Source organism: Actinoplanes sp. NPDC051513 (assembly GCF_044454685.1).
GTDB lineage: Bacteria > Actinomycetota > Actinomycetes > Mycobacteriales > Micromonosporaceae > Actinoplanes.
Genome location: NZ_JBITDW010000016.1, coordinates 16,525 through 41,007 on the forward strand (window position 1 = coordinate 16,525; position 24,483 = coordinate 41,007).

23 protein-coding genes and 1 pseudogene are annotated in these 24,483 nt (G+C 70.1%); 12 read left to right on the forward strand and 12 right to left on the reverse strand.

The genetic code is table 11. The features are described 5' to 3' along the window. Position 1 precedes the first annotated feature (1 nt). A complete protein-coding gene (locus ACIA5D_RS35510; protein WP_396034787.1) occupies positions 2-163 on the reverse strand; it encodes a hypothetical protein in 162 nt (53 codons plus the stop codon). A gap of 81 nt (positions 164-244) precedes the next feature. Continuing rightward, positions 245-3,199, reverse strand: coding sequence for a helix-turn-helix transcriptional regulator (locus ACIA5D_RS35515; protein WP_396034788.1), 2,955 nt, complete (start codon positions 3,197-3,199; stop codon positions 245-247). A 299-nt stretch (positions 3,200-3,498) separates the two neighbouring features. Between ACIA5D_RS35515 and ACIA5D_RS35520 the strand changes: the two genes are divergently transcribed. Beyond that, a complete protein-coding gene (locus ACIA5D_RS35520) occupies positions 3,499-4,401 on the forward strand; it encodes an alpha/beta fold hydrolase (protein ID WP_396034789.1) in 903 nt (300 codons plus the stop codon). A 424-nt stretch (positions 4,402-4,825) separates the two neighbouring features. Here ACIA5D_RS35520 and ACIA5D_RS35525 read toward each other — a convergent pair whose 3' ends face one another. Both ACIA5D_RS35525 and ACIA5D_RS35530 read right to left on the reverse strand, forming a co-directional pair. Further along, on the reverse strand, positions 4,826-5,314 hold the full coding sequence (locus tag ACIA5D_RS35525; protein ID WP_396034790.1) for a VOC family protein: 489 nt from the start codon (positions 5,312-5,314) through the stop codon (positions 4,826-4,828). A gap of 22 nt (positions 5,315-5,336) precedes the next feature. Then, positions 5,337-6,149, reverse strand: coding sequence for a maleylpyruvate isomerase family mycothiol-dependent enzyme (locus tag ACIA5D_RS35530; protein WP_396034791.1), 813 nt, complete (start codon positions 6,147-6,149; stop codon positions 5,337-5,339). A gap of 95 nt (positions 6,150-6,244) precedes the next feature. On the opposite strand from ACIA5D_RS35530, the gene ACIA5D_RS35535 reads away from it, so the two are divergent. Beyond that, complete coding sequence (locus tag ACIA5D_RS35535; RefSeq protein ID WP_396034792.1) at positions 6,245-6,703, forward strand: MarR family winged helix-turn-helix transcriptional regulator; 459 nt, start codon at positions 6,245-6,247, stop codon at positions 6,701-6,703. Positions 6,704-6,725: 22 nt separating this feature from the next. Then, positions 6,726-7,760 carry a LacI family DNA-binding transcriptional regulator gene (locus ACIA5D_RS35540; protein ID WP_396034793.1) on the forward strand — a complete coding sequence of 345 codons (1,035 nt, stop codon included), beginning with the start codon at positions 6,726-6,728 and terminating at the stop codon, positions 7,758-7,760. 7 nt (positions 7,761-7,767) lie between these two features. On the opposite strand, the gene ACIA5D_RS35545 is transcribed toward ACIA5D_RS35540, so the two are convergent. The 4 genes from ACIA5D_RS35545 to ACIA5D_RS35560 all read right to left on the reverse strand — a co-directional run bounded on the left by ACIA5D_RS35545 (position 7,768) and on the right by ACIA5D_RS35560 (position 12,764). Continuing rightward, on the reverse strand, positions 7,768-9,582 hold the full coding sequence (locus tag ACIA5D_RS35545; RefSeq protein ID WP_396034794.1) for a glycoside hydrolase family 127 protein: 1,815 nt from the start codon (positions 9,580-9,582) through the stop codon (positions 7,768-7,770). Next, positions 9,579-10,463: a carbohydrate ABC transporter permease gene (locus tag ACIA5D_RS35550; RefSeq protein ID WP_396034795.1), complete on the reverse strand. Its 885-nt coding sequence runs from the start codon at positions 10,461-10,463 to the stop codon at positions 9,579-9,581. Before ACIA5D_RS35550 ends, ACIA5D_RS35545 begins: the two co-directional genes overlap by 4 nt. After that, a complete protein-coding gene (locus tag ACIA5D_RS35555; RefSeq protein ID WP_396034796.1) occupies positions 10,460-11,338 on the reverse strand; it encodes a carbohydrate ABC transporter permease in 879 nt (292 codons plus the stop codon). The genes ACIA5D_RS35550 and ACIA5D_RS35555 overlap by 4 nt, the downstream gene beginning before the upstream one ends. 109 nt (positions 11,339-11,447) lie before the next feature. Next, entirely contained in the window at positions 11,448-12,764 is a 1,317-nt protein-coding gene (locus ACIA5D_RS35560) for an ABC transporter substrate-binding protein (RefSeq protein WP_396034797.1), read from the reverse strand. A 220-nt stretch (positions 12,765-12,984) separates the two neighbouring features. Between ACIA5D_RS35560 and ACIA5D_RS35565 the strand changes: the two genes are divergently transcribed. The 4 genes from ACIA5D_RS35565 to ACIA5D_RS35580 all read left to right on the forward strand — a co-directional run bounded on the left by ACIA5D_RS35565 (position 12,985) and on the right by ACIA5D_RS35580 (position 15,442). Further along, positions 12,985-14,268 carry a vanadium-dependent haloperoxidase gene (locus ACIA5D_RS35565; RefSeq protein WP_396034798.1) on the forward strand — a complete coding sequence of 428 codons (1,284 nt, stop codon included), beginning with the start codon at positions 12,985-12,987 and terminating at the stop codon, positions 14,266-14,268. Positions 14,269-14,354: 86 nt separating this feature from the next. Continuing rightward, positions 14,355-14,585 (forward strand): TM2 domain-containing protein, encoded by a 231-nt coding sequence (locus ACIA5D_RS35570; protein ID WP_396034800.1) that lies wholly within the window; start codon positions 14,355-14,357, stop codon positions 14,583-14,585. A 102-nt stretch (positions 14,586-14,687) separates the two neighbouring features. Beyond that, positions 14,688-15,209 (forward strand): hypothetical protein, encoded by a 522-nt coding sequence (locus ACIA5D_RS35575; protein WP_396034801.1) that lies wholly within the window; start codon positions 14,688-14,690, stop codon positions 15,207-15,209. A gap of 2 nt (positions 15,210-15,211) precedes the next feature. Beyond that, positions 15,212-15,442, forward strand: a complete 231-nt coding sequence (locus tag ACIA5D_RS35580) for a hypothetical protein (protein WP_396034802.1) — start codon at positions 15,212-15,214, stop codon at positions 15,440-15,442. 11 nt (positions 15,443-15,453) lie between these two features. Here the strand turns inward: ACIA5D_RS35580 and ACIA5D_RS35585 are convergent, their stop codons facing one another. The 4 genes from ACIA5D_RS35585 to ACIA5D_RS35600 are packed head-to-tail and all read right to left on the reverse strand — an operon-like array spanning position 15,454 to position 18,387. Beyond that, complete coding sequence (locus ACIA5D_RS35585; protein ID WP_396034804.1) at positions 15,454-16,368, reverse strand: NAD-dependent epimerase/dehydratase family protein; 915 nt, start codon at positions 16,366-16,368, stop codon at positions 15,454-15,456. 3 nt (positions 16,369-16,371) lie between these two features. After that, positions 16,372-16,662, reverse strand: a complete 291-nt coding sequence (locus ACIA5D_RS35590; protein ID WP_396034807.1) for a hypothetical protein — start codon at positions 16,660-16,662, stop codon at positions 16,372-16,374. A 22-nt stretch (positions 16,663-16,684) separates the two neighbouring features. Beyond that, positions 16,685-18,247, reverse strand: a complete 1,563-nt coding sequence (locus tag ACIA5D_RS35595; protein ID WP_396034808.1) for a DUF4132 domain-containing protein — start codon at positions 18,245-18,247, stop codon at positions 16,685-16,687. Continuing rightward, positions 18,181-18,387 (reverse strand): hypothetical protein, encoded by a 207-nt coding sequence (locus ACIA5D_RS35600; protein ID WP_396034810.1) that lies wholly within the window; start codon positions 18,385-18,387, stop codon positions 18,181-18,183. The genes ACIA5D_RS35595 and ACIA5D_RS35600 overlap by 67 nt, the downstream gene beginning before the upstream one ends. A 116-nt stretch (positions 18,388-18,503) precedes the next feature. On the opposite strand from ACIA5D_RS35600, the gene ACIA5D_RS35605 reads away from it, so the two are divergent. The 5 genes and pseudogenes from ACIA5D_RS35605 to ACIA5D_RS35625 all read left to right on the forward strand — a co-directional run. Next, positions 18,504-19,997: a M1 family metallopeptidase gene (locus ACIA5D_RS35605; protein ID WP_396034811.1), complete on the forward strand. Its 1,494-nt coding sequence runs from the start codon at positions 18,504-18,506 to the stop codon at positions 19,995-19,997. Between the two features lie 46 nt (positions 19,998-20,043). Continuing rightward, positions 20,044-22,101 carry a M14 family zinc carboxypeptidase gene (locus tag ACIA5D_RS35610; RefSeq protein WP_396034812.1) on the forward strand — a complete coding sequence of 686 codons (2,058 nt, stop codon included), beginning with the start codon at positions 20,044-20,046 and terminating at the stop codon, positions 22,099-22,101. Positions 22,102-22,110: 9 nt separating this feature from the next. Further along, on the forward strand, positions 22,111-22,422 hold the full coding sequence (locus ACIA5D_RS35615; RefSeq protein ID WP_396034813.1) for a PadR family transcriptional regulator: 312 nt from the start codon (positions 22,111-22,113) through the stop codon (positions 22,420-22,422). Further along, the gene (locus ACIA5D_RS35620; RefSeq protein WP_396034814.1) at positions 22,419-23,420 is read left to right on the forward strand and encodes a hypothetical protein; all 1,002 of its coding nucleotides are present in this window, start codon (positions 22,419-22,421) and stop codon (positions 23,418-23,420) included. Before ACIA5D_RS35615 ends, ACIA5D_RS35620 begins: the two co-directional genes overlap by 4 nt. Before the next feature lie 52 nt (positions 23,421-23,472). Continuing rightward, positions 23,473-24,315, forward strand: a pseudogene (locus ACIA5D_RS35625) (glycosyltransferase 87 family protein); the annotation flags it as partial. Between the last annotated feature and the right edge of the window lie 168 nt (positions 24,316-24,483).

Below are 24,483 nucleotides of genomic sequence, written 5' to 3' on the forward strand. Positions count from 1 at the left end.
CCTACAGGGGTTGGTAGGGGTCGTGGCTCGTGTCGTCGGCGGCACCGTCGGCGTCGTGGGCGTCGGAGGCGTCGCGGGCGCTGTCGTGCGGCTCCCGTGACAGCTCGGGAGGTGGCGGGTGCTCGATGGCGGAGTCGTCACGCACGAGGGGTCGCTCAGACATTCATCGGCCATGGGCTATGGATCATGGAGCCATGCTCAGACGGAACGAGCGACCTTAGCTATTAGGCGGATACGTCAATCTTCACGACGCGTCGTCGCGGGAGTCCTCTTCGGCGAACACGCCGGCCTCCACCGCCTTGACCGCGAGCGCGGTCCGGGAGCTCACCTTCAGCTTGCGCATCGCCGCGCGCAGCTGTTGATCCACCGTGGCCGGAGACTTGGCCAGGATCCGGCTGATCTGCCGGTTGGTCTTGCCGGCGACGACCAGCTGGACCACGTCGAGCTCGCGCGGTGAGAGCTGGTCCCCGTACCCGCGCCGGCCGCCGCGCCACAGTCGCGGGACCTCGGCGCCGTGCTCGCGAAGCCGCTGGGCGACCCGGTCCGCGTCGCCGCGGGCGCCCAGCCGGAACAGCTGCTCGTACTGCGCCGCCAGCAGCTCGCGGCCCTGCTCGATCCGGCCCTGGGCCACAAGCGCCTCGGCCTGGCGCTCGCGGGCGCGCAGGGCGTCGTAGGGCCGCGGCAACGCGCTCCAGGCGCGCGCCGCGCGGTCGTACGCCGTCGCCGCCCGGGATTGGTCTCCGACCGCGGCGTGCAGCAGGGCGCGGCACACGGTGAGCGCGGCGCGAGGGGCGGGTGCCGTACGGCCACGCAGCCCTCGGGCGAACTGGTCGGCCAGGCGTATCGCGGCCGTCAGGTCGCCGACGGCCAGGAGCGCCTCGATCCGGGCGGGAACGAGGTCCGTCGCCCAGACCCAGATGCCCTTGCGCCGGACGGTGTCCATCGGCGCGTTCGTGATCTTCAGCGCCCGGCGGCCGTTTCCGTCCGTCAGCCACAGCCGGGCCAGCGCGGCGGCGGCCTCCATCGTGTCGTCGGCCGCGCCGAGACGGGCCGACTCCTCCAGGACCAGCCGGAACTGCTCCTCCGCGGCGCGCCGCCGTCCGGCCGCGGCGGCCAGCCGGGCCGCGAGACGAACGCTGCCGAGGTAATGGGCCGGCCGGTCCCGGTCGGCGTCGGCGAGGGCCGCGCTCGTCTCCGCCAGACCGTCCCACCGACCGGTGTTCCACGCCAGGTTGGCCTGTTCGAGCCGGACGTTGTGCTGCAACCGGGACGCCTGCTCGGCCTCGGCGAGGCGCATGGCCACGGCGAGATGCTCCTCGGCGTCGGCGTACCGACCCCAGATCAGCGCCCCGGTACCGACATTGACGTGGATGCGGGCCACGTCGAGACGCTCCGCCGCCGTCGTGCCGTCGAGGGGCATGCCGGCGACGACGTCCCAGGCCTCCTCCTCGCCCAGCATGAGCAGGGCCGCAGCCCGGTTCCCGGCCAGGTTCAGCCGCTGCGCGGGGGAGTCGATCTGGGCGGTCAGTTCGGCGGCGCGATCCAGCCAACGCCGATGGGTCGAGGCCGGCCACGGTCCCGCGTACGCCCAGCCGAGGTAGGTCATCGCCCGAGCCGCCTCGAACGGGTCGTGGTCGAGGTTGGCCACCGCCTGCTCCAGCTCGCTGAGCGCGGCCTGCGCCTCGCCCCCGGTGATCAGGAGCCGGCCCAGGGGGTTGCGGATCTCGGCCTGCTGGCGGGCGGAGAGGCCGGGGGTCTCCAGCACCGAGCGCAGGGCACGGACCACGCGGTGGTAGACCTCGTCGACCGGTTCACGACGGCCCAGCGCGGCGACTCCGGCGATGCGCGCGACACGCGCCCGGTCCACCGGCGGTAGTACGGCCCACGACAGCAGATCGACCAGCAGGTCGACCGCCTTGGTGTGGTCACCCGAGGCGATGGCCAGCTCGGCGCCCTGCTCGGCGTACCGTGCCCAGGACGCCGTCTCGCGGGCCTCCCGGAAGTGGTGGGCCAGGCGTGCCACGGGCGGGGGATGGAGGTGCTCCAAGGCCCGGCCGGCCAGCAGGTGGAAGTGCCTGCGGTCGGTCAACGGGATCGCTTCGTAGACAGCGTTGGCGGCCAGCACATGCCGGAACCGCCACCGGCCGCGGTCGTCTCCGTCCAGGACACCTGCGGCGGCCGCCTCCGCGATGGCGCCTCGGCACGCGGCTGGTGAGAGGTCGGCGGTCATCGCGATCGTCGCCACCGAGGAACGTTCGGCCAGGGTGGCCGCGGCGCGCAACACCTGCTGTGCCGTCGGCGACAGGCGGCTCACCCGCTCCCGGGTGGAGTCGCGCACCGTCGGCGGAACCTGTAGCTCGCGCAGCTTCAGCCGGACCCACTGTCCATCGCGGAACACGAGGTCGGCGCGGTCGCACATGAGGCGGACCGACTCCTCCACGGCCAGGGGAACGCCGCCGGTCCGGCCGTGCAGGAACGTCGTGAACTCCTGCGAGATCGGGTTGCCGTCCAGCATCGAGGACACCAGCGCTGCCGTGTCGTCGGGTCGCATGGGCGCCAAGCCGATCCTCAGCTGGGTCACGCCGGCGGGCAACCGGGACGTCAGCCGCAGCAACAGCGAACCGTCGTCCACTTCCTCCGGCCGATAGGAAATCACCAGGCTGAGCCCGTCCGACTGCTGTCGGGAGATGACGAACAGCAGGAACTCCAGGGTCACCTCGTCGGCCCAGTGCGCGTCCTCGAGCACGAGAACGTCGACACGCAGAGCCCGCAGCAACTCGTCCAGGGCGCGGAACAGCCGATGCCGGGCCGCCTTCGCATCGTCCAAGGGTGACAATGCCGGCGGCAGGCTCGAGGACCATTCCGGGAACAGCGGCCGTAATGCGCCCGCGAGCTCGGTGAGCCCCAAGCCCGGCATCGGGCGCTCGATCCCGAGGAACGCGTCGACGATCGGACCCAACGTCAGGGACTCACGAAGCGGTGGACACACTGACACCAGGGCGGTGCGCTGGTCCGGCGCGGCCAGCCACTCGCGCAGCAGCCGACTCTTGCCGATTCCCGCCTCGCCCTCCACCAGCACGATCGCCGGAGGCCGGGCCAGGGCGCTCCGCAGCGCCGCCGTCTCCCGATCGCGACCGACGAAACGCGGTGTGGAAACGGTCGGCGAGGTCCCGTCGTCCTCGGGCGAGGGGTCGAGCATGCGTGATGATCTCGCTTTTCGATGCTCGGGCACAAGAGAGATCCTGAGCAAGGCGGCGACCGCGGCCCGCGGCGATGGCCGGCCCTGGCTGCTGCCCCCGGTCGACCTCCAGGCGTTCACGCCGGACCCCGATTGCCGCGTGAGCTGGTCAAATATCCGGCGACGTCCGCCGCCGCGGGCGTGAGGCCCGTGACCACGGCCGCGGCGGCAACGGCCAGGACGGTGCATGAAAGCGTCAGCGATGCGCCGCGGCTTTGATCGCCACTGGCTCCGGGGCGGTTCGGCTACTGTCACCGATCATGACCGAGATGTTCGTGACCTCCGGCCCGCTGCGCTTGTGGACCGAACGGACCGGAAACCCCGATCACCCCGCCGTCCTGCTGATCATGGGTGCGTCGGCCCAGGGCTTCACCTGCCCCGACGCGCTGGTCGACCGCCTTGTCGCCCGCGGTGTGCAGGTGATCCGGTACGACCACCGCGACACCGGGCGCTCGAGCATCATCGACTTCGACCGGCATCCGTACGGCCTGTCCGACCTCGCCGCCGACGCCCTGGCCATCCTCGACGCCTACGACCTGCCGTCTGCCCACGTCGCCGGGGCGTCGATGGGCGGCATGATCGCGCAGTGGCTGGCCGTGCACGAGCCGGCCCGCGTACGCTCCCTGACCCTGCTCTCCACCACTCCCATGGGCTACGACCCCGGCCCGCTCTGGGAACGAGCGATGGCCGGGCAGCCCGCCGACCGCGACGACCTGCCCCCGCCGAGCCCGCGCTTCCTGCAGTACCTGGCCGACTCGGAAGGCACCCCGCCCGGCGTGGAAGCCGACGTCGCCCTCTTCCGGGTCATGAACGGCGACGTCCTCCCCTTCGACGAGCCGGCCGCCCGAGCGGTGCTCGAACGCTGCTGGGCGAGGGCGATCGACCCGTCCGCCGCCGCCCACCACAACCGGGCCGGCCGGAAGATGGACGCGGTCCGGCTCACCCCGCTCTCGACGATCACCGCGCCGACCGCGATCGTGCACGGCGACCAGGACCCGATCTATCCATCGGGCCACGCCGAGGCCCTGGCCGCCGCCATCCCGGGTGCTCACCTGCATGTCGTCCCGGGCATGGGCCACGTCTACTTCTCCCCCGGCCTCCCGGAGCAGCTCGCCGGCCTGATCCGGGTCGACGCCGATCCTGCGCGGGCGGCTCGCCGGTAGCGACCTCGGGCGGGGCGTCCGGTCCGTATCGCCAACGTGACGGTGATATCACGTGGGTGATGACGATGCGGTTCCTTCAGAATTTCAAGATCGGCGTTCGGCTCGGGGCCGCTTCACCGGGGTCTGTCTGTGCATGCTCGCCGCCATCGGGATCGGACCCTGCGAGCGCTCCGGCTCGTCGCCGCGGAGCTGGCGCTGGTCGACCGCATCGACCAGTCGTTCAAGCAGTTCATGGCGGTCGACGAGCGCATCATCGCCGGCTACCGGGCCGGCACGCCCGGTCGGGTCAGATCGCGACCGGGATCGCCGGCGTGGCGATCGCCAGCCAGGACACCGCGCACGGCGTCGTGCGATCCCGGCAGACCGCCGAGGACCTGGCCGGAATGTCGCACCGGCTCCAGGACCTCGTCGGCCAGTTCCGGGTTTAGACCACGCGCGTTCCGTACATCTCGCCCAGCGGGTCGGCCAGCAGCTCCAGCCGCGCGCCGTCGGGGTCGCGGAAGTAGATCGACGTGCCGCTCTCCACCGCGTACTCCACCCCGGCGCCGTCGAGCTTGCCGCGCAACCGCTCCCACTGCTGCGGCGCCACCGAGATCGCGACATGGTGCAGCCCACCGAGGACCTCCGCGTAGGGCCCCAGATCGAGTCCCGGCAGATCGAAGAACGCCAGCAGATTGCCGTTCCCGATGTCGAAGAAGAAGTGGTTCGAGCCGGGATAGTCCCGGTTCTCGAAGATCTCCGTCAGCGGGAACTCGAGCACCCCCTGGTAGAACTCGATCGTCCGCCGCACGTCCGAGCAGATCAGCGCGAAATGGTGCAGGCCGCGCGCACTCGTCGGGGGCCGGTCGTCGTGCAGGTAGAGATCTTTGATGCGTTCGCGCTCGGCCGCGATGGCCTCGAGATCAATCGTCATAGCCACCACCTCTTAAATCCAATTAAATCCGGAAGAATCCGCCGAGGAACCGATGCGCCAACTCGCGGTCCCCCCGCGCGGTCCCGGCGTTCGTACGCCCGTAGGCCGTGAGCACGAAGCTCCCCGGATCGAATTCGATCACGCACGACAGATCGTCCACCGAACCGGCGGTGGTCGTGGCGCCGGACGGGCCCACCGCCACGCGGGTGTCGCCCGCGTTCGCGCCCGAGGTGATCCGAATCCCCAGCTCAACCGGGTCCGGCGGCGGAACCGGCGTCGCCGACCACAGCACGAAGCACAACGGCACGAGCAGGTCGGCCGACCGGGCCTCCAGCGCGTGCGGCTTCCCGATCCCCTGCCGGATGTCCCAGCTGTGCACGGCGTAGTCGACCAGCTGAAACACCGGATAGAAGAAGGCCGGGAGCGGCCCCATGTACTTGTGCGGCACCGACAGCCCCGCCCATTCCTCCTCGGCCAGGTCCGAGGTGATGCCGAGCATCCGGTCCAGCGCTGCCCGGAGCCGGTCCACTGCCACCTTGCGTTCCAGCGTCCGGAACTGCCGCGCTCCGCGGTCGACGTGCACCGCCATGTCGCGCAGCGGTTCTGATGACGGTGGGCTCGTTCCCTTGCGGGCCGCGTCGAAGCCCACAAAATACGTCTCGGTGGTGTCGATCAGGTGCCCGAAGACATCGCGCACCTGCCAATCGCCGGCGCCGGTCGGGGCCATCCAGATCTCCGGCTCCTCGGCGAGGGCGAACATGGCGGCCGCCTCCCGGCGTACCGCCTCGAGCAGATTGCCCTTGCTCTCGTAACTCATGAAGTTCCACGCACTCATCGGGACCCTCCCGTAAAGAGCGAATGTGGTTGCCGTGGCAACCACATTCCTCCGCCGCCCGGCCCGCGTCAATCGCCGCTCGTAACATGCGAAAGGTGACCGATGTGCGCTGGCTCGACGCCACCCAGCAGCGGGCCTGGCGGGGGTTCCTCGATCTGCACGCCCGGCTCGCGGCGAAGCTCAACCGCGACCTGCAGCAGACCTCGGGCCTCACGCTCTCCGACTACGACGTGCTCGTGCATCTGACCGACGTGCCCGACGGGCGGCTGCGCGCCTTCGAGCTGGGCGACGGCCTGCAATGGGACAAGAGCCGGGTCTCCAAACAGGTCACCCGGCTGGCCGCCCGGGGCCTGGTGGCCAAAGAGGAGTGCGAGTCGGACCGCCGAGGCGCGTACGTGGTGCTCACCCGGGCCGGCCGCGAGGCGATCGAGGCGGCCGCGCCCGCCCACGTCGAGCTCGTCCACCAGATCGTGTTCGACACCCTCACGCCGAGCCAGATCCGGCAGTGGGCCGCGATCAGCGCCGCCGTCCTCAGAAAGCTGGAACGCAATTGAGCAGGTGTTAGGCTTCGCGACAATGGGGCGTCCAGTCGTCACGATGCGGGACATCGCCGCCGCGTCCGGCGTCTCGCAGAGCACAGTCTCGCGAGTGCTCAACAACGCCCCGACCAGGGTGCCGATCGCGGCGGAAACCCGCGAACGGGTGATCCAGACGGCCCGCCACCTCGGCTACCGCCCCAATCCCCTGGCGCGCGGGCTGCGCGGCGCGTCCACCAACCTGATCGGCGCGGTGGTCCGCGACTTCAGCGACGTCTTCTACGCCGGCGTCATCGAGTCCCTCGTCGTCGAGTCGATGGCGCACGGCTACAACGTCGTGCTCGGCCACGTCCACGGTCAGCTCGACGAGGGCACGCCGCTCACCACGGTGCTCGAGACCCGGCACACCGACGCGATCATCCTGCTCGGCGACATGCAGGCCTACCCCGAGCTTCTCGCCGACCTCCGCGGCTCCTCGGTGCCGGTCGTGGGGCTGTGGCAGGGAACCAGCCCACTCGAGTTCCCGACCGCCAACCCCGACGACCGAGCAGGCATACGGGCGGGGCTCGAGCACCTGGCGTCGCTGGGCCACCGGCGGATCGGGTTCCTGAGCGCCGAGCTGCCCAACGGGTACCGGATCCGCGAGGACGCGTACGTCGACTTCATGCGCGAGCGGTTCGGCGGCGTACCCGATGGTTATCTGCAACGCTGCGCCGGCACGATGGACGGCGGCGAGTCGGCCCTGACCGGCCTCATGAGCCTGGCGGAACCACCGACGGCGGTGGCCGCGTCGACCGACCTGGTCGGCGTGGGCGCGCTGCACGCCGCGCACAAGCTGGGCATCCCGGTGCCCGGCCGGCTGTCGGTGGTCGGCTTCGACGACATCCTCATCGCGGCCCACACGGTGCCCGCGCTGACCACGCTGCGGATGCCGATCGTCGAGATCGTCGGCTACGGCGTCTCCCAGGCGGTGGCGCTGGCCCGCGACCCGTCGGAGACGCCCGGACCGAGCATGACCGTTTTCGAGTTGCCACTGATCATCCGCGATTCGACAGCGCCGCCCGCTGCGCGGTGAAGACCGATCAGCGAGGTATCCAGACCCGCATGCCCCCAACCGCCCGGTTCGCCCAGGCGAAGTAGGGAATGGCGCCGACCGCCAGGCCCTCGGCCGGCGTCTCGCCGGGCCACCGGCGGAACACCGGCACGGTGACACCGACCATCGACTCGTCGATGTCCGGGCGCGGCACCGACGCCAGTTCACGGCCCGGATCCCACCCGAGCTCCTCGATCTCCGTATGTTCCGGCGCGTCGGCCGCCTCGACGCAGTAGACGAGCGGTCCACGTTCGACGGCCACGCACCCGCGCACGGCGTCGATCCGGGGATCGGGCTCGGTGATCCGGGCCGGCATCTCGAGGTTCAGCTCGACGACGTCGCCGGCCTGCCAGCGCCGATGCCGCTTGACGATGCCGGCTCCGGCGGCGAGGGTGCCGTCCGGCCCGGTCAGCGTCGCCGATCGGCACCATCGCGGCACCCGCATCGACAGCGTCCACGGCTCCGGCGGCGACTGCAGGAACCGTACGGTGACGCGCCCGTCCCACGGATATCCGGTGCGGATCTGCAGGTGGACCGGGCCGGAGACGATGTCGGCCGAGGCGTACTGATGAAGCTGGATGCCGCTGTCGTCGTGCGTCGCGAGATATTGCTGCCACGAGCTGAGCATGCGCATCAGGTTGGGTGGGCAGCAGGCGCACGCGTACCAGGGACGCCGCTCGCCGGCGCCGCCGGGCACCCGATGCGTGCGGCGCTGCAGCGGGTTGGTGTAGAAAAACCGCGTGCCGGACAGCGATATCCCGGGCAGCACGCCGTTGAACATGGTCCGCTCGATCGTGTCGGCGTAGCCGACGTCGCCGGTGGCCAGCAGCAGGCGCCAGGCGAGCATCACGCTCGCGATGGCCGCGCAGGTCTCCGCGTACGCGCGATCCGGCGGCAACTCGTACGGGTCGCCGAAGGCCTCGTCGCGATGCCGGCTGCCCATCCCGCCGGTGAGGTACGTGCGCGTACGCATCATGTCGTCCCACCGGCGCCGCACCGCCGCCAGCAGCCGGTCGTCGCCCAGCTCGACCGCCACGTCGACGGCCCCACAGTCCAGGTAGAGCTGCCGGACGGCATGCCCGGCGACGGACGCCGCGTCCCGTACGGGATCATGATCTTGCCAGTAGGTGGCGCCGAAGCGTTCCGCGCCGGCGAGCGTGCCGTGACCGCGCAGCTCGATCATCTCGGCGGCCATCGTCACGTAACGCCGCTCGCCGGTCACCCGGCCGAGCTCCACCAATGCCATCTCGATGCCGGGATGGCCGTCGATGAGCGCCGCCGGCACGTGGTCGGCGGCCCGGACCGCGATGGTGAGCAGCCGGTCGTCGTCCAGCGCGCGGTGCCACGCCACGGCCGCCTGAATCAGGTGGGCGAGGCAGTACAGCTCGTGCCCCCACGACATGTCGCGGTACGGCTCGCCGCCGCGGGCTTGGACGTAGGTGTTGAGGTAGCCGTCGGGACGTTGCGCCGCGGCCACCAACGCGATCACGTCATCCGCAGCGGCCGCCAGGCCCGGATCGGGCGCGCGGGCCAGCTCCCAGCCGATGGCTTCGAGCCACTTGTAAACGTCCGAGTCGAGGAACGGCAGGACGGCGCCCACCGAGTCCGCGGCGGCCCGGTACCCGTCCGTGATCCGCAGGTTCTCCAGATTTCCGGCGCTGCGGAGCTGGTCGAGACCGTGCGGGATGGTGCGTTCCCGGTTGGTCCGGATCCGGTCGGCCCAGAATCCGGTCACGAGCGAGACCTGCCGGGCGTCGAACGGATGGAACCGGGTCCGGGATGGCTGTACGACGACGACGCTCATTTCACGGCTCCGCTCATCAGGCCGGCCATGTAGTACCGCTGAAGCAACAGGTAGACCAGCACGCAGGGAATGATCGAGATGGTCACGCCGGCCTGGAGCATGCCCCAGTCCGTGCCGCCGAGGCTGGTCTCGGTGCGTGCGGTCGCCAGGATCACGGGCAGGGTGAACTTCGCGCTCGAGCTCATCATCACGAGCGCGCCGAGGAACTCGTTCCAGGACGTGATGAACGCGAACAGGGTGACGGTGACGATCGCCGGCACGGTGGGCGGGATGAAGATCCGCATGAGGATCTGCAGCGACGCCGCGCCGTCCATGACCGCGGCCTCCTCGAGCTCGCGCGGCACCGCGGCGAAGCTGTTGCGCAGGATGTAGAGGCTGAACGGCAGCTGGATCGTGGTGTGCAGGACGGCCAGCCCGATCAGCGAGTTGGTGAGGCCGATCTTCGCGAACATCAGGAACATCGGGGTCAGCAGCGCCTGGTACGGGACGATCAGCGAGAGCAGGAGCACGACGAAGATCAGCTCCTTGCCCGGGATCGGGAACCGGGCCAGCGCGTACCCGGCGGGCACGGTGAGCAGCAGCGTGAAGACGATCGTCAGGACCGCGGTGCCGAAGCTGTTGCCGAGGTAGGTGAGCAGGCCCTCCTGGTAGTCCCAGAGCCGCTGGTAGCTGCCGAGGCTCACGCCGTGCGGCAGGTAGGTCGGCGGGGTGGCCGCGGCCTCGGCCGTCGGCTTGATCGAGGCGAGCACCGAGTAGAGCAGCGGCAGCAGCATGACCGTGCCGATCGCGATGCAGCCGGCGGCGACCAGGTATCCGCGGCGTCCCTTGTGGACATTTTTGGGAACCGTCCGCGACGGCGTCCGCTCCAGCGTCGCGGTCACGACTCGCTCCGCCGGGTCAGCACGAGCTGCACGATCGTGAACGCCAGGATGGTCACCGCGAGGACCAGCGACAACGCCGCGCCGTAGCCGAGCTTCAGGTACGGGAACGAGTTCAGGTAGACGAAGAAGACCGAGGTCGCGGTCTCGTTCTGCGGCTGGCCGGCGGTCATGATGTAGAACTGGTCGAACGCCAGCAGCGAGCCAATCACGCTGACCAGGGTGACCAGCAGGACCGTGCGCATCGTGAGCGGCAGCACCACCCGGCCGATCCGCTGCCAGTACCCGGCGCCGTCGACCAGGCTCGCCTCGGTGATCTCGGTGGGGATCGCCTGGATCGCGCCGACGAACAAGATCATCCCGAAGCCGATGACCTTCCACACCACCGACGTGCTGATCGCGAAGTTCGAGGTGTCGGCATCGACCCCGAGCCAGAGCACCGGCTGATCGATGACGCCGAGATCGAGCAGGATCCTGTTGATCACGCCGAAGTTGGTGCTGAAGAGCCAATACCAGAGAAGGCTCGACACGCCGAGGCCGATAACAACAGGGACAAATATTATCGTACGGGTCAAAGCCCGCGTTTTCGATTTGGGCGCCGTCAGCAGTGCTAACAGGTAGCCCCCGACGATGAGAACCGGCGTGATGAGGACCGTGTACTTGAGGGTGAACAGGAACGACACCCAGAACTGGCGGTCACCGAAGGCCTGCCGGTAGTTGTCCAGCCCGATGAATCGCGGCTCGGTGATCAGCGACCAGCTGTGCAGCGACATCCAGATCATCCGGCCCAGCGGATACACCGTGAACGCCAGCACGAAGACCAGCGCCGGGGCCACGTAGGCCAGACCGATGTACCGATTCCGACGCGTACGCTGCATGATCGCTCCTTGAAAGCGTGCCGTGCCCGGCGGGGGTGCGATCCCGTTTCTTCTCCCCCACCCCTGCCGGGCACGACGATTCCCCCCGGCTGCCCGCTATGAATTTGGGCTACGACTTCTCGGCGATCTCCTTCATCGCCTTCTTCGCGTCGGCGATGACCGTGTCGAGGTCGTCGTCGGTGTAGTAGGCGCGCTGGAGCATCTTCAGCCACGGTCCCTGCGGCGAGTTGATCTGCTCGAAGAAGGTCAGCGTGTACGGCGTACGCCCGACGGTCAGCGCCTTGGCCACGTCCTGCACCAGCGGTTCGGCCTTGAAGTACTTGTTGTCGACCATGTCGCTGCGTGTGGTCAGGTTCAGCGCCTTGGCGTACACCTCGACCTGGACCTCGTCGGAGAGCAGGAACTTCATGAAGTTGACCGCGTCGTTGACCCGCTTGCTGCCCTTGGGCACCACGACGAGGTCGCCGCCGATGAAGGAGGCTGCGGAGCCCGGGGCCATGCCCGGCAGCAGGGCGACGCCGAAGTTCATCGACGGGTTCTGCTGGCGCGCGAGGGTGATGTTGAAGTTGCCGGTGCCCATCATGCCGACCTTGCCGGAGCCGAACTGGAGGTGGAACGTCTCGCCGTTCTCCGTCCGGTCGCCGTCGTGGACGTTGCCGGCCTTGATCATGTCCCGCTCGTACTGCAGCACCTGCTTGACGCCGTCGCCGACCAGCGGCTCGTCGCCCGGCCCGGCCGCCTCGATCTTGGCGCCCGAGGCCAACATCAGCGGGCCGACCGTGAAGATGTTGCAGCCCGCGCAGTTGCCGGGCAGGTAGTAGCCCTTGACGTCCCCGCCCAACGCGGTGATCTTGTCGGCGTAGGTCCGCAACTCGGGCAGGCTGGTCGGCGGCTTCGCCGGATCCAGGCCCGCCTTCTTGAAGAGATCCTTGTTGTAGAACAGCGCGGACACATCCGCGTAGAGCGGGACGCCATAGAGCCGGTTCTCGTACGTCGCGACCGTCATGTGCCCCTTGCTGGCATTCGCCAGCTCGGGCCAGCTCTTGATGCGGTCGGTGAGATCGACGAGCTGGCCCGCCTTCTCGAACTGCGGCGCATAGATCAGGTCCATCCCCATCAGGTCGGGAACCTGACCCGAGGCGATGCCTTGCGCGATCTTGCCGACCATCTCGGTGTGCGGAATGTAGGTCAGCTTGACGGTGCAGTCGGGATTCTTGGCGTTCCACGCCGCAACGAGCATGTCCACCATGTCCTTGTTGCCGCCCGAGCGCTCCCACATCGTGAGCTCGCCCTTGCTGGCGCAACTGGTGGTGGCCGCCACGTTCTGACCGGCGGCGGAATCCGGTGACTCAGCCCCCTGCGAGCAGCCCGCGACCCCGATCAAGGTCGCGGCCGTCAGGAGGGACAACCGCTGGCGGGTCCTCATCCCACGTGCCTCCCGTCGAGTGAGCCCGACCCGAAGTGCCGGGTAATCCGGGACCGTACTACCACCGCATACGTTTGCGTACATACGTATGCGGTAGTCGTCACGACGCGGGACTCGCGACATAGCCGAAGATTTCGGTCCGATTTCCTACACAGTGGAACCGAGCGCGACCCCCTGGGAGCAGGGTGCGGTGGACAGCCCATCTCGAGGGGAGATGAAGATGGTCAAGAAGCTGCTGCTAACCGTCGTGCTCGGTTTGGTCGCCGGCGGGCTCGGCGTGCCCGCCGCCGCGCAGTCGGGCCGGGTGGACATCGACGCGGCTCGAAGATGGAACGAACTGGCCCTGAACGCGGTGCGCGCCGCCCGGGCCACCGATGCCGATGCCGCCCGGCTCTACGCCATGGTCAACGTCGCGATGTACGACGCCGTCAACGGCATGGGACGTACCCGCACGCCGGCGCTCGTGCCCGAGCGAGGCCCCCGCAACGGCGATGAGCAGGCGGCCGCGGTGGCCGCGGCGCACGCCGTTCTCGTGAGCCTGGACGCGTCCCGGGCCGCCGGCTACGACGCCGCGCTCGCCGCCGACCTCGCCCGGCTGGGCGACGGTCACGGCGTCACCAGCGGGGTGGCCTGGGGCCGGCGGGTCGGCGAGCGCGTCGTCACCGCACGCGCCGACGACGGCGCCACTCCCGTCGAGACCCAGCCCGCGGGCGCCGGCCCCGGCGTGTTCCGCGCCGCGTGGTCCGGCACGCAGTACCGCAACGTCCGCCCGTTCGCCGTCGCGGACGCCTCCCGGTACGTTCCCGGGCCACCGCCCGCTCTGGGCTCGGTCCCGTACGCGGCCGCGTTCGCCGAGGTCGCGGTGCTCGGCAACGCCGCACTGTCCGCGCCCGACCTGCTCGCCACGTACCAGTTCTGGTCGCTGCCGGCCGGCTCCGACCAGCCGCCCGGCGAGTGGCTCCGGATCGCGCTCACCGTCGCCGGCGACCGGCGGCTCCCGCTGGCCGAGGAGGTCCGGCTGACCGCCCTGCTCACGATGGCGCTCGCCGACACCACCGTCGCGACGGTCGCCACCAAGTACACCTACCAGCATTGGCGCCCCACCACCGCGATCCGCGAGGCCGACACCGACGGCAACCCCTCGACAACGGCCGACCCGGCTTGGACGGCCCGCGCCGGCGCCGCCGGCGGCACGCCCGAGTACGTCTCCGGCCACAGTTCGTACAGCGGGGCCGGCGCCGCCGCGCTGCAGGGCTTCTTCTGCACCGACGCCATCCCGTTCACGCTCGCCACCGACTCGGCCCCCGGCGGCGTGGCCCGCGGCTATCCGGCCTTCTCGACGGCGGCCGCCGAAGCGGGCCGGTCGAGAGTCTTCGGCGGCCAGCACTTCGAGTTCAGCAACCAGGCCGGGCTGGAGATCGGCCGAGGCGTGTCCGCCGAGGTGCTCGGCACGCGCCTGCTACGCACCACCGGCCCGTCCCATTTCGGCGCTTGCCCCCGCTGACGCCAGTGGATATTGCCTTCTGGGGCCCTGTCCCGCTATCTTGCTTCGGCTTTGACGCGTCTCTAATCCGAGGAGATTCATCCACAATGACCGCTACCCAGACCGCCGCCACCGGCACGAAGTCCTGGATCGCCGCCCTGCTGCTCTGCTTCTTCGTCGGCGTCCTCGGCGTCCACCGCTTCTACGTCGGCAAGGTCGGCACCGGCATCCTCATGCTGATCACCTTCGGCGGCTTCGGCATCTGGACCCTGATCGACTTCATCATGATCGCGGTCGGCAGCTTCAAGGACAAGCAGGGCCTGGCTCTCGCCCGCTGACCCACATAGCGCCACCAACCGGGCGCCCCCGGCACGATGAGGGGGCGCCCGGTTCGCTCTTGCGAGACCATCCATTGAACCCCGTTGATAGCGTCGACGGCTGTGACCGGACGTCCGCGGACGCCGCACGGCGAGCGGGACAAGGACGGCGGCGGTCACTCCGGTCGGCCGCGGAGCGCGCTCGACTTCGAGCGGCAGGAACGCTGGGCCAACGAGGCCTACAACAACATCCGGGCGAGCCCCGACGCCGACGTCGTCGCGAGTCACCTGCGCGACGTCCCCCGTCTCGACGGCTCGACCGGGTTCTCCGCCGAGGAGATCCGCCGAATCCGGGAACACGTCTTCTTCGAGGAGCATCCGCTCTCCGACTACGACGGCGGGATACGCCACCGGCGGTACGACGCCAGCGCGGACATGGCGGAGGCCTGGCTGCGAGTCCGCTCGGGCAACCCGCGGGCCGAGGACATCGCGTTGCTGGAGCATGAGTCGGCCGAGGCCCGCTACTACGACACGCATCCCGGCGCGACGTATGAAGAGGCCCACCGGGCGGCCAACGTAGTCTCCAACTGGCAGGATCAGATCCCCGAGCCGACCTACGAGGACTACTCGAGAGCCTGGAGGTAGCCGTGGGCATGATGGTGGTCGGCCGCAAGGTCGCGGAGACGGCGGAGCAAGTTCGCTACGAGTTCGGGCTCGATCGGCGGTTCGATCGGGTGCTGACGATCGACAAGCGGACCTGGGACGTGGCCGCCGAAGACGGGCGGTTCGACTCCGCCGCCGGGGCGGTGGCCTCGAAGATCAAGCGGGCCTGGCAGGAGCAAGGTGAGTTTCCGCCCGGTGTCGTCTTCGCCAGCTGACGCCACGGCGGTCAGATCTCGGCGGCGAAGCTCTCGGCGAAAGCGGCCTCGACCGAACGGCCCGTCGTGGGCTCGATGAACAGGTTGGCCAGCACGAGATCGGCGAAGTGGGCGGGGGTAACGCCGGTCTCCTTGCGGGTGAGGGACTGAAACAGACCGCCGGCCGGAAGCGACGCACGGATCAGGGCGGCCGGTAGGCGGTGGACCTTGCGGGGGCGGCCCACCGCACGCGCTATGTCGGTCAGCAGTTCCGACCAGGTCAGGTTCTGGTCGGCTATCGGGATGTGGGCGCCGGATGACTTCTCCAGGGCATCGACGGCGGTTTCGGCCACCGTGTGGGCGGACACCACGGCGGTGCCGCCGGGCGGAGCCAGCAGCGGCGCCCGGGAGGCTGCCCAGCGAGCCGGTGGGCCGGCCCAGTTCGGGACGCGGGCGCCGGCCCGGCCCAGGACGAAGGGAAGCTCGATGACGGCTATCGGGAGGGATGGGCCGGCGGCGGCGCGGGACTCGGCGGCCTGCTCGAGGCGGCAGCGGACGTAGACGTGGCGGTCGCGCAGGCGCCACTCGGGGTGGCGGCGGTCGAAGTACGTGTAGTACGAGCCGAGGATCAGGCCCCGGGTCAGGGACTCGGCGCGGGCCGCGGTGAACAGGCGTACCACCGGGTCGACCATGTCGTGGCGGAACTGGGGGTAGATGGGCTTGGGCAGCGGGTGCTGTTCCTCGGAGCGGGTGGCGTAGACGACGCCGTCCAGGCCCTCGAGCAGCGGGCGCAGGGTGTCGACCGAGGCGGACCTGAGGTCGAGCAGGTGGTCGACGCCGGGTTTCGGCGTGCGGGCGACCGTGGTCACGTGGTGGCCGCGGGAGCGCAGGAGCGCGGTGATGTGAGCGCCGATCAGGCCGCTGCCGCCGATGACGAGAAAGCGCACGGCTCAGCCACCGACCAGCGGGATCAGGCGGATGAAGGAGATCTCGTTGTCGCGGCGCAGGTCGATCAGCTCGTCCAGGTCGTCGATCTGGCGGTCGCCGGTGAGCATGACGAAGCCGTTGCGGCCGAAGGCATCGCACGCGGCCTCGGCCTGGGCCACCCAGTCGATGCGGGCGCCGGCGGGGACACGTACGCCGTGTGGGGTCTCGGACGCCGTGTCGGGCAGGCCGGGCAGGATCCACGCGTCGATCTCTCGCCCGGTCATCGTCTCGTCGCGCATCAGCGCCTGGGCCATGGGTCCTCCTTTGTAGCCAGAGTCAGCGCGGCAGCTGCTGCAGGATGGTGGCGTCGGTGATGGTGTCGTCGTCGGCCAGCAGGAACGCCTTCGACAGGATCAGCGACAGCCGCTCGTCGTCGTCGAACGGAAGGCTCACGCGGGTCGCCTTGCCGCCCGGGACGATGCACAGGTAGCGGTCGTCGGGCTCCATGAGAATGTTGGCGGAGCCCAGGTGGATCTTGTAGATCGCGCGGGTGCCGCGCACCCGCAGGAAGCGGTCGGTCAGCTCGCACCGCTCGCCGATCTTGAGCCGCGGCAGCAGCCTGGTCAGCACGTCGCGGCGAACCTCGGCGCTGCCGGTCAGCTCGCCGAAACCGGCCGTGTGCCAGTACTCGCGGAAGCCGTGCTCGCCGCGGTCGGCCCAGGTGTCGTCGGCCGCGATCGAGGTCACGCCGACGAACAGGTCGATGTCGCGCATCGCCTCGCTGAGCACCCGCTGCGGGACGTCGGCGATCGCCGCCTGTTCCCACACCCGGCCGTCGCGCCGGGCGAACCGCACCTGGTCGGTCGAGCAGTGCTCGACCCGGAAGTACGGCGCCTCGGCCTCGCCGGCCAGCTCGTGCCGGAACGTGGCCCGCCACTGACCCGCCGCGAGCTCCTTGGTCGCGTCGCTCTCGTAGCCGCCGTCCCACGTGCCCAGATAGCTCGCCGCCCAGCCGCGGACCCGCATCAGCGCGTTGGCCTGCCGGTACCGCAAGATGTGGCCGGCGAACCGGTTGGAGTAGACCCGGGTCGCCTCCTCGGCGGGGGTCAGCCGGTACACCTCGCGGTACGCCTGCTTGAACGGCTGGCGCAGTTCCAGCGCGGTGACCTGGTCGCGCCACGCGGAAACCTCGGCCGCGTCGGCCAGCACCGGATGCCACAGCCGCACGACGCACGGCGAGCCGCTCAGCCCGCCGAGCGACCAGCCGCCTTCGCCAAGCTCGGGCAGGCCGGTCACCCAGGTCTGTCCGTCGGCCGAGGCCTGCCAGATCAGCCGCCGCCCGATCGTGCCGGTGACCGGATGACGCAGGTAGCGCTCCTCCCAGGTCGCCCAGTCCCAGGCGCGGTCGAGGTCGAGCGCGTCGCGGACCCGCACGAGCACCGGCTTGCTGCGCGAGGTGAGAAGGAGCCGGCCCAGCGCCCGGGCCGGCGTGCTTCCGGGCCGGTCGACCAGGACCTCGACCGCCGCGGCCGCGGTGCGCGACGCCTTCGGCTCGGCGGAATCGCTGGGCGAGCCGGCCACCACGGCAACCCGAGCGAGCAGCTCGGTCGTCGTCTCATCGAGGGCGGAGGCGGCCGCCAACCAGCAGAGCCCGCGCACCAGCGAATCTTGATCGGGCAGCATCCAGACCGCCATCTCGGCGAACGTCGCCAGCACCTCTCGCACGGCTTCGGGAACCCGGGGCGACGCGCCCGTCAGCCGTCCGGCCTGGAGCAGCCAAGCCTTGGACGGCACCGGTTTCGACAGGGTCACCGCGAACTCGAACGCCGCGATCACCGCCGGGTCGGCGACCAGGTCGCCCAGTCGGCCGCGGGCGGCCGAGCCGCCGCGGCCTGCCATTGCAACGCGACGAGCCGGGCTCGCTCGCCGGGCCACCCCGAAGGCTCGCCGGGCCACGCCGAAGGATCGAGCGCCGCGAAGGCCTCCGTCGCGGGGAGGTCGCTCGGCGCCGGGGGCAGGAGCGAGATCCACGAAATCATGGCCCGCATCATGCCAAGGGGGTGCGACAAAAACCGCCGGACGGGACCGCGCAGATCGGCCCACTTCGATATGTTCGCGAGGACGGAAAGCCCATCTCGGACGGAAGGACGTTCCCGTGCGACGACTGCTGGTGGCCTCCATCGCCACCGCGTTGACCCTCGCCGGAACGGGTGTGGCCGCTCAGGCGGCCCCCGCTCCCGGCGCGGCCGGCATCGGCGACTCGTACTACCCGGACTACGGCAACGGCGGGTACGACGTCTCCCACTACGACATCCGGTTGCGGTACACCCCCGCGACCGACCGGCTCACCGGTACCACCACGATCCTGGCCCGGGCCACGCAGGAACTGAGCCGGTTCAACCTCGACTTCGTGCTCGACGTGTCCTCGATCTACGTGAACAACCGGCCGGCGACCTTCACCCGGCAGGGCGATCACGAGCTGGTGGTGACCCCCGCGCGCGCCATTGCCGACGACGGCGCGATGACCGTCGTCGTGCAGTACTCGGGCGTGCCGTCCAGCAAGGTCGCCGCCGGGTTCACGGCCTGGACGCGTACGGCAGACGGCGCCCTCGCGCTCGGCGAGCCGGAGATCGCCTGGTGGTGGTATCCGAGCAACGACCACCCCGCCGACAAGGCCACCTTCGACGTCTCCGTGTCCGTGCCCACCGGCGTCGAGGCGATCAGCAACGGCGCGATGCCGCGGCCACCGGTGCAGGAGACGCTCGGCTACACGCGCTGGAGCTGGCGTTCGCTGAAGCCACAGGCCACGTACCTGACGTTCCTCACCGTGGGCCAGTACGACATCACCACCGACACGACCGCCGACGGGCAGCTCGTGTACAACGCGTACTCGCAGCTGCTCAGCCCGGACTTCCGGGACGCGGCGCAGGCGAGCGTCGAGCGCACGGCCGAGATCACCGACTGGGAGAGCACGGTCTTCGGCCCGTTCCCCTTCGAGGCGCGCGGCGGCGTCGTCGTGCCGCCGGGCACGATCGGGTTCGCGCTGGAGACCCAGACCCGGCCGAACTACTCGTCGAACTTCTTCCGGCGCGGCTCGAACACCTCGGTGGTCGTGCACGAGAACGCCCATCAGTGGTTCGGCGACTCCGTGTCGGTGGCCGAGTGGAAGCACATCTGGCTCAACGAGGGCTTCGCCAGCTACGCGGAGTGGCTGTGGTCGGAGAAGAACGACGAAGGCACCGCCCAGGAGATCTTCGACTACCTGTACGCGACCAGCCCGGACGACGCCCCGATCTGGACCACCGCGCCGGCCGACCCGGGCGTGCCCGCGCTGTTCGGCGACGCCGTCTACGACCGCGGCGCGATGACGCTGCACCAGCTGCGGCTGGCCGTGGGCGACGACGACTTCTTCACGATCCTGCGCACGTGGACGGCCGATCACCGCTACGGCAACGGCACCACCGAGGAGTTCACCGCGCTCGCCGAGAAGATCTCCGGCCAGGACCTGGACGCGCTGTTCCAGGCCTGGCTCTACACCCCGTCGAAGCCGGCCATGACAAACCTGACAAAACGAGCCGTCAAAACGCCCAAGTCCTGGGCCGGGATCAGTCAGACCCACGATCTTCTACACATTGACACGTCCCGATAAGAGAGGTGGGGTGATAGCGACATCCTTCGATGACGCAGGAGGTTCGATGTCACCTCGGGCACGCGGGGCGGCGGCGCTGGCCGTCGCCCTGCTCACGATCACGCTCGCCCCACCACCAGCACAAGCGGCACCGATCGAGCTCAGCACAACCGAGCATGCCCTTATCCGCTTCCGCCTTCCCGACGAGGCCGCGCTCCAGCGCCTCGTCGCGGAGGGCGCCGACATCGCCGCCCGGCCGAAGACCTCGGCGGACGGCGCGGTCCTCGCCGATCTCGTGGTCGACGAGGCGGAACTGACGGCGCTCACCAGGTCGGGCGCCACGGCGATCCAGGTCATTCAGCGGGAGTCCGACGGCGCCCGCCGGCTCGCTCAGAGCAAGGCCAGGCTCGCGCAGGTCCAAAGTGACACCCTTCAGTTTCTTCAGGCGTACTGGTGGACCACCAACGGCCGCACATTCCTGCAGACGCAGGTCGCGACGACCGCAACCGACGACCCCGACGTGGAGATCACGGTCACCTGGCGTACCGCCGACGGCGCCACCGGAACGTATCCGCTGATCCGGTTCGAGGACTCGGGGGAATACCAGTACCACTACGCGCTGCCACAGCTGCTCCCGAGCAAGCCGACGCAGGTGACGGCGACCTCGAGCCTCGGCGGGCAGAGCCGCGCGATCACCCCGGCGGTCTGGCCGAACGCCGCTCCCCCGCCCACGCCGAGCGGTTATCAGAAGGACTTCGTCGGCGCCTACATGACGCCGACCGACATCAGCGCGCGCATCAAGCGGCTCAAGCGGCAGTACCCGAAATTGGTCGACGTCATCGATCTGCCGAACAAGACCCAGGGCTATCGGCGTACGGCGGTGGCCTACCTCGGCGATCCGAACGCGGCCGCCGTCGTCGTCGAATCGGTGAAGTTCGGCGATCAGGGCATGAACGGCGTCCAGGTGAAGACCGTGGATCCGGGCCGAGCCAATCGGCCGCTGTCCGCCTCGTACCGTGACCGGGTTTTGACCTTGAGCTTGGCCACCGATGCCGGCGGCAAGGTGATCAGCACGACCGACGATGTCGCCGCCTTCATCTCGGCCAAATATCCGCAGCGGTTCCGGGCCGTCGTCGAGGACGGTTCGGCGGGCCTGCCGATGCCGATCGCCGGTCCGGTCACGCTCGACGACGGATTGATGGGCACCGAGGTGTCGAAGAAGCCGTGGACCGTGCAGGCGCTGCGGATCGGCAAGGCGCGCGACGGCTCGAAGGTCGGTGTTCTCGCGTACAGCCAGGAACACGCGCGTGAATGGGCAACCCCGTTGGTGACGCTCGAGTTCGCCGAGCGGATGCTGGCCAACTACAACACCGATCCGGCCACCAAGGCGCTCGTGGACGCCGTCGACATCTTCGTCATCCCGACGGTGAACCCGGACGGCGCCAACTACTCGTTCAACGACTTCAACTTCCAGCGGAAAAACCTGTCAAATCACTGTACGGGCGCCAGCCGCGACCCTCGTTACCGCAATTCCTGGGGCGTGGACGTCAACCGCAACTACACCGTCGGGTCCTATTTCGACGGCTACGTGGGCGGCAGCCCGAACTGCCTTTCCGGGACCTACGCCGGCGCCGGTGAGCTGTCCGAGGCGGAGAGCCGGAACGTGATCGACCTGGCCGCGGCCCACCCGAACATCAAGTTCGCGATGAACGTGCACAGCTACGGCGGCTATTTCATGTGGCCGCCCGGGTCCTACAAGGCGGACGGGCGGGTCACCCTGCCACGGCCGTCGATCGACGAGTCGAAGTTCTTCCTGGACAGCGCGCGCCGGATCGTCGGGGCCATCGCGGCCTCGCGCGGAACGGTGACGTGGCCGTCGTACACGGGCCCGGTCGCCGACGTGCTCTATTCGGCGGCGGGAAACTCGGCGGACCAGCTGTACTACGAGCTCGGTATCGACGCCTGGGACTTCGAGGTCGGCAACGACATCTGGAACGACCAATCGCAGGAATGGGAGGGCGTCGGATTCCAGCCGCCGTTCGACGAGGCGCACGCCGAGTCGCAGGAGTACGCCGGCGGCCTGGTCGAGCTGGTGCGGGTGGCGAGCGAGGTATCCCCTATGTAGATTTACTACATGCCTAGGCCGCGGCTCACCACGCCGGTGCTCAAAGTCATGGCGGCGCTGCTCGCCGACCCGAGCGCCGAGCGGTACGGGCTGCAGCTGATGCAGGACACCGGCCTTCCCAGCGGGACCCTCTATCCGATCCTGGTGCGCCTCGAGCGCGCCGGGTGGGTGGAGTCCCGCTGGGAGGAGGCCGATCCGGTCACCGAAGGCCGGCCCAATCGCCGCTATTACCGCCTCACCGTCGAGGGCGCGATCGCCGCTCGTGACGAGGTGGCGCGCATGCACGCGCAGATGGCCCGGGCGATCGAGAGGCCGGCATGAGTCCGGCGTTCCGGCTGGCGCGGTGGCTGGTCGTCCGGGCGGCGCGCCGCTGGCCCGAAGACATGTCGCCCGAGTGGCTGGCCGAGCTCGAGGCGTTGCGCGCCGAGCCGGCAAAGGCTCTCTCCTTCGCCGTCAGCCTCGCCGCCTCTCCCGCGGTCGAGGCCGTCGGTGAAGATCAAATTTCAAGAGCAGAGCTTTGCGTACGGGCGCTGGCCGCGCCCCTGGGAGCGACGCTGTTGGCCGCCGTGTTGTTCAACGGCGTCCACGCGGCGCAACACCACGCCGGCCCAGCGGGGTCGCTCGCCGCTCTCCTCCTGGCGTCCGCCCTCATGGCGGCCCTCGCCCGGCGGGTCTCCGGCCACCCGATCGTCATCGGCGCGGCGCTGTTCGCGTTCCTCCTCGCCGGCAACCGCATCCAGTACATGCCCTACATGGGCTGGGCCGACATCCTGCCCGCCGTCGCCGTCTGGACCGCCGGCACCCTCCTCAGTGCCCGGCTGCGCAGGCCGCTGGCGATGGCCGGCACCCTGATCACGCTGGAGCTGGCCACCGTGGCGGGCTCGCTGCACGCCGCCACCAGCCTCGGCGTCGACCTCCGCTCGGCGGCCGCCTGGTTCCCGCTGTCCCTCGCCCCCGGCGGCACGGTGACCTTCGGCCCCGAGCTGCCCGGCTACCACGCCTCCGAGATGCTGCTCGGCAACGCCTCCGCGATGGCCGGCCCGATGCTGCTCTGCTCGATCTTCGTGCTGGCCCGCTCGGCCCGGCGCGAAAAGAGCCGGCTCAACCTCGAAATCCCGCTCGGGGTCGGCGCCACCCTGGCCGCGCAGACGGCCTGCGAGATCTTCCGCCGCCTCCCACCGGCCGTCGCCCCCGACCGGCTGATCGACAACACCGGCGTCTTCGGCTTCGGCTTCGCCGCGCACCTGCCCGGCCAGATCGTCATCGCCCTGGTCGCCGGACTCCTCGCCGCCCAGCTGGGAGCGGTCCGCCGCGGCTGAGCAGTGACGGCGAACCGGGCAAACCCGCGCCACCCTATGTAGAGGAGCTACTATGGTGACCCGACTCCCGGCGGCGCTGATCGCGACCGTGACGGCCTACGCCGCCCTCCTGCGCCCCGCCGACGGCCGTCTCACCGACCTCGGCGTCTACCTCGGCGCGGTCACCGCCCTGCGCGAAGGCGAGGGCCTCTACGACTTCATCCGCGGCGCGGCACCTTTCACGTACCCGCCGTTCGCCGCCCTGGTCTTCCTCCCGCTCACGTTCCTCCCGCCGCTGGTCGTGCAGATCGCCTGGACGCTGGGCACGGTCGCCGCGGTCTACGCCATCTGCGCGACGTGCTCGCCGACGAGGTCACGCCGGTCGCCGTGGGGCCGTGTCTACCCGTTGGCCCAGGCGGCGCCCACGAACGTCCCGGTGGTCGCCCTGGCCCTCTTCCTCTCCGCCCCGGTCGCCTCGGATCTGCGCTTCGGCCAGGTGAGCCTGTTCCTCGCTCTGATGATCCTGTCCCGCAATCCGGTGCTGATCGGCCTGGCCGCGGCGATCAAGCTCACCCCGCTGATCTTCATCCCGCTGCTGTGGTTGCGCGGCGAACGCAAGCAGGCCGCCGTCGCCACCGCCACCTTCGCCGCGTGCGGCCTCCTGGCCGCCCTCGTTCTGCCCGGGGATTCCCTGCGCTACTGGCTGACCGAGGTGCGCGACGTCGACCGCCTCGGCTTCATCGAGTCCCCCGGCAACCAGAGCCTCAACGCCGCCCTGCTGCGGCTCGGCGTCCCCGACACCCCACGCGCCGCGGTAGCCCTGCTGCTCGGCAGCGCCGTCGTCCTGCTGGCCCTGCGCCGGGCCCGGAAGCAAGACTGGCTCGCGGCGACCGTCATCGTCGGAGCCGCGAGCGTCGTCTTCTCTCCCGTCTCGTGGACCCACCACCAGATCTGGCTGGTCCTGGCCGCCTTCCTGCCGTTGCGCCACGAGGCCTGGCGCTGGACGATCCTCGCCGTGATGCTGCTCCCGTCCACGGCGGTGTGGAACGACGCCCGCCTGGCGCTGGCGGTCGCGATAGTCGCC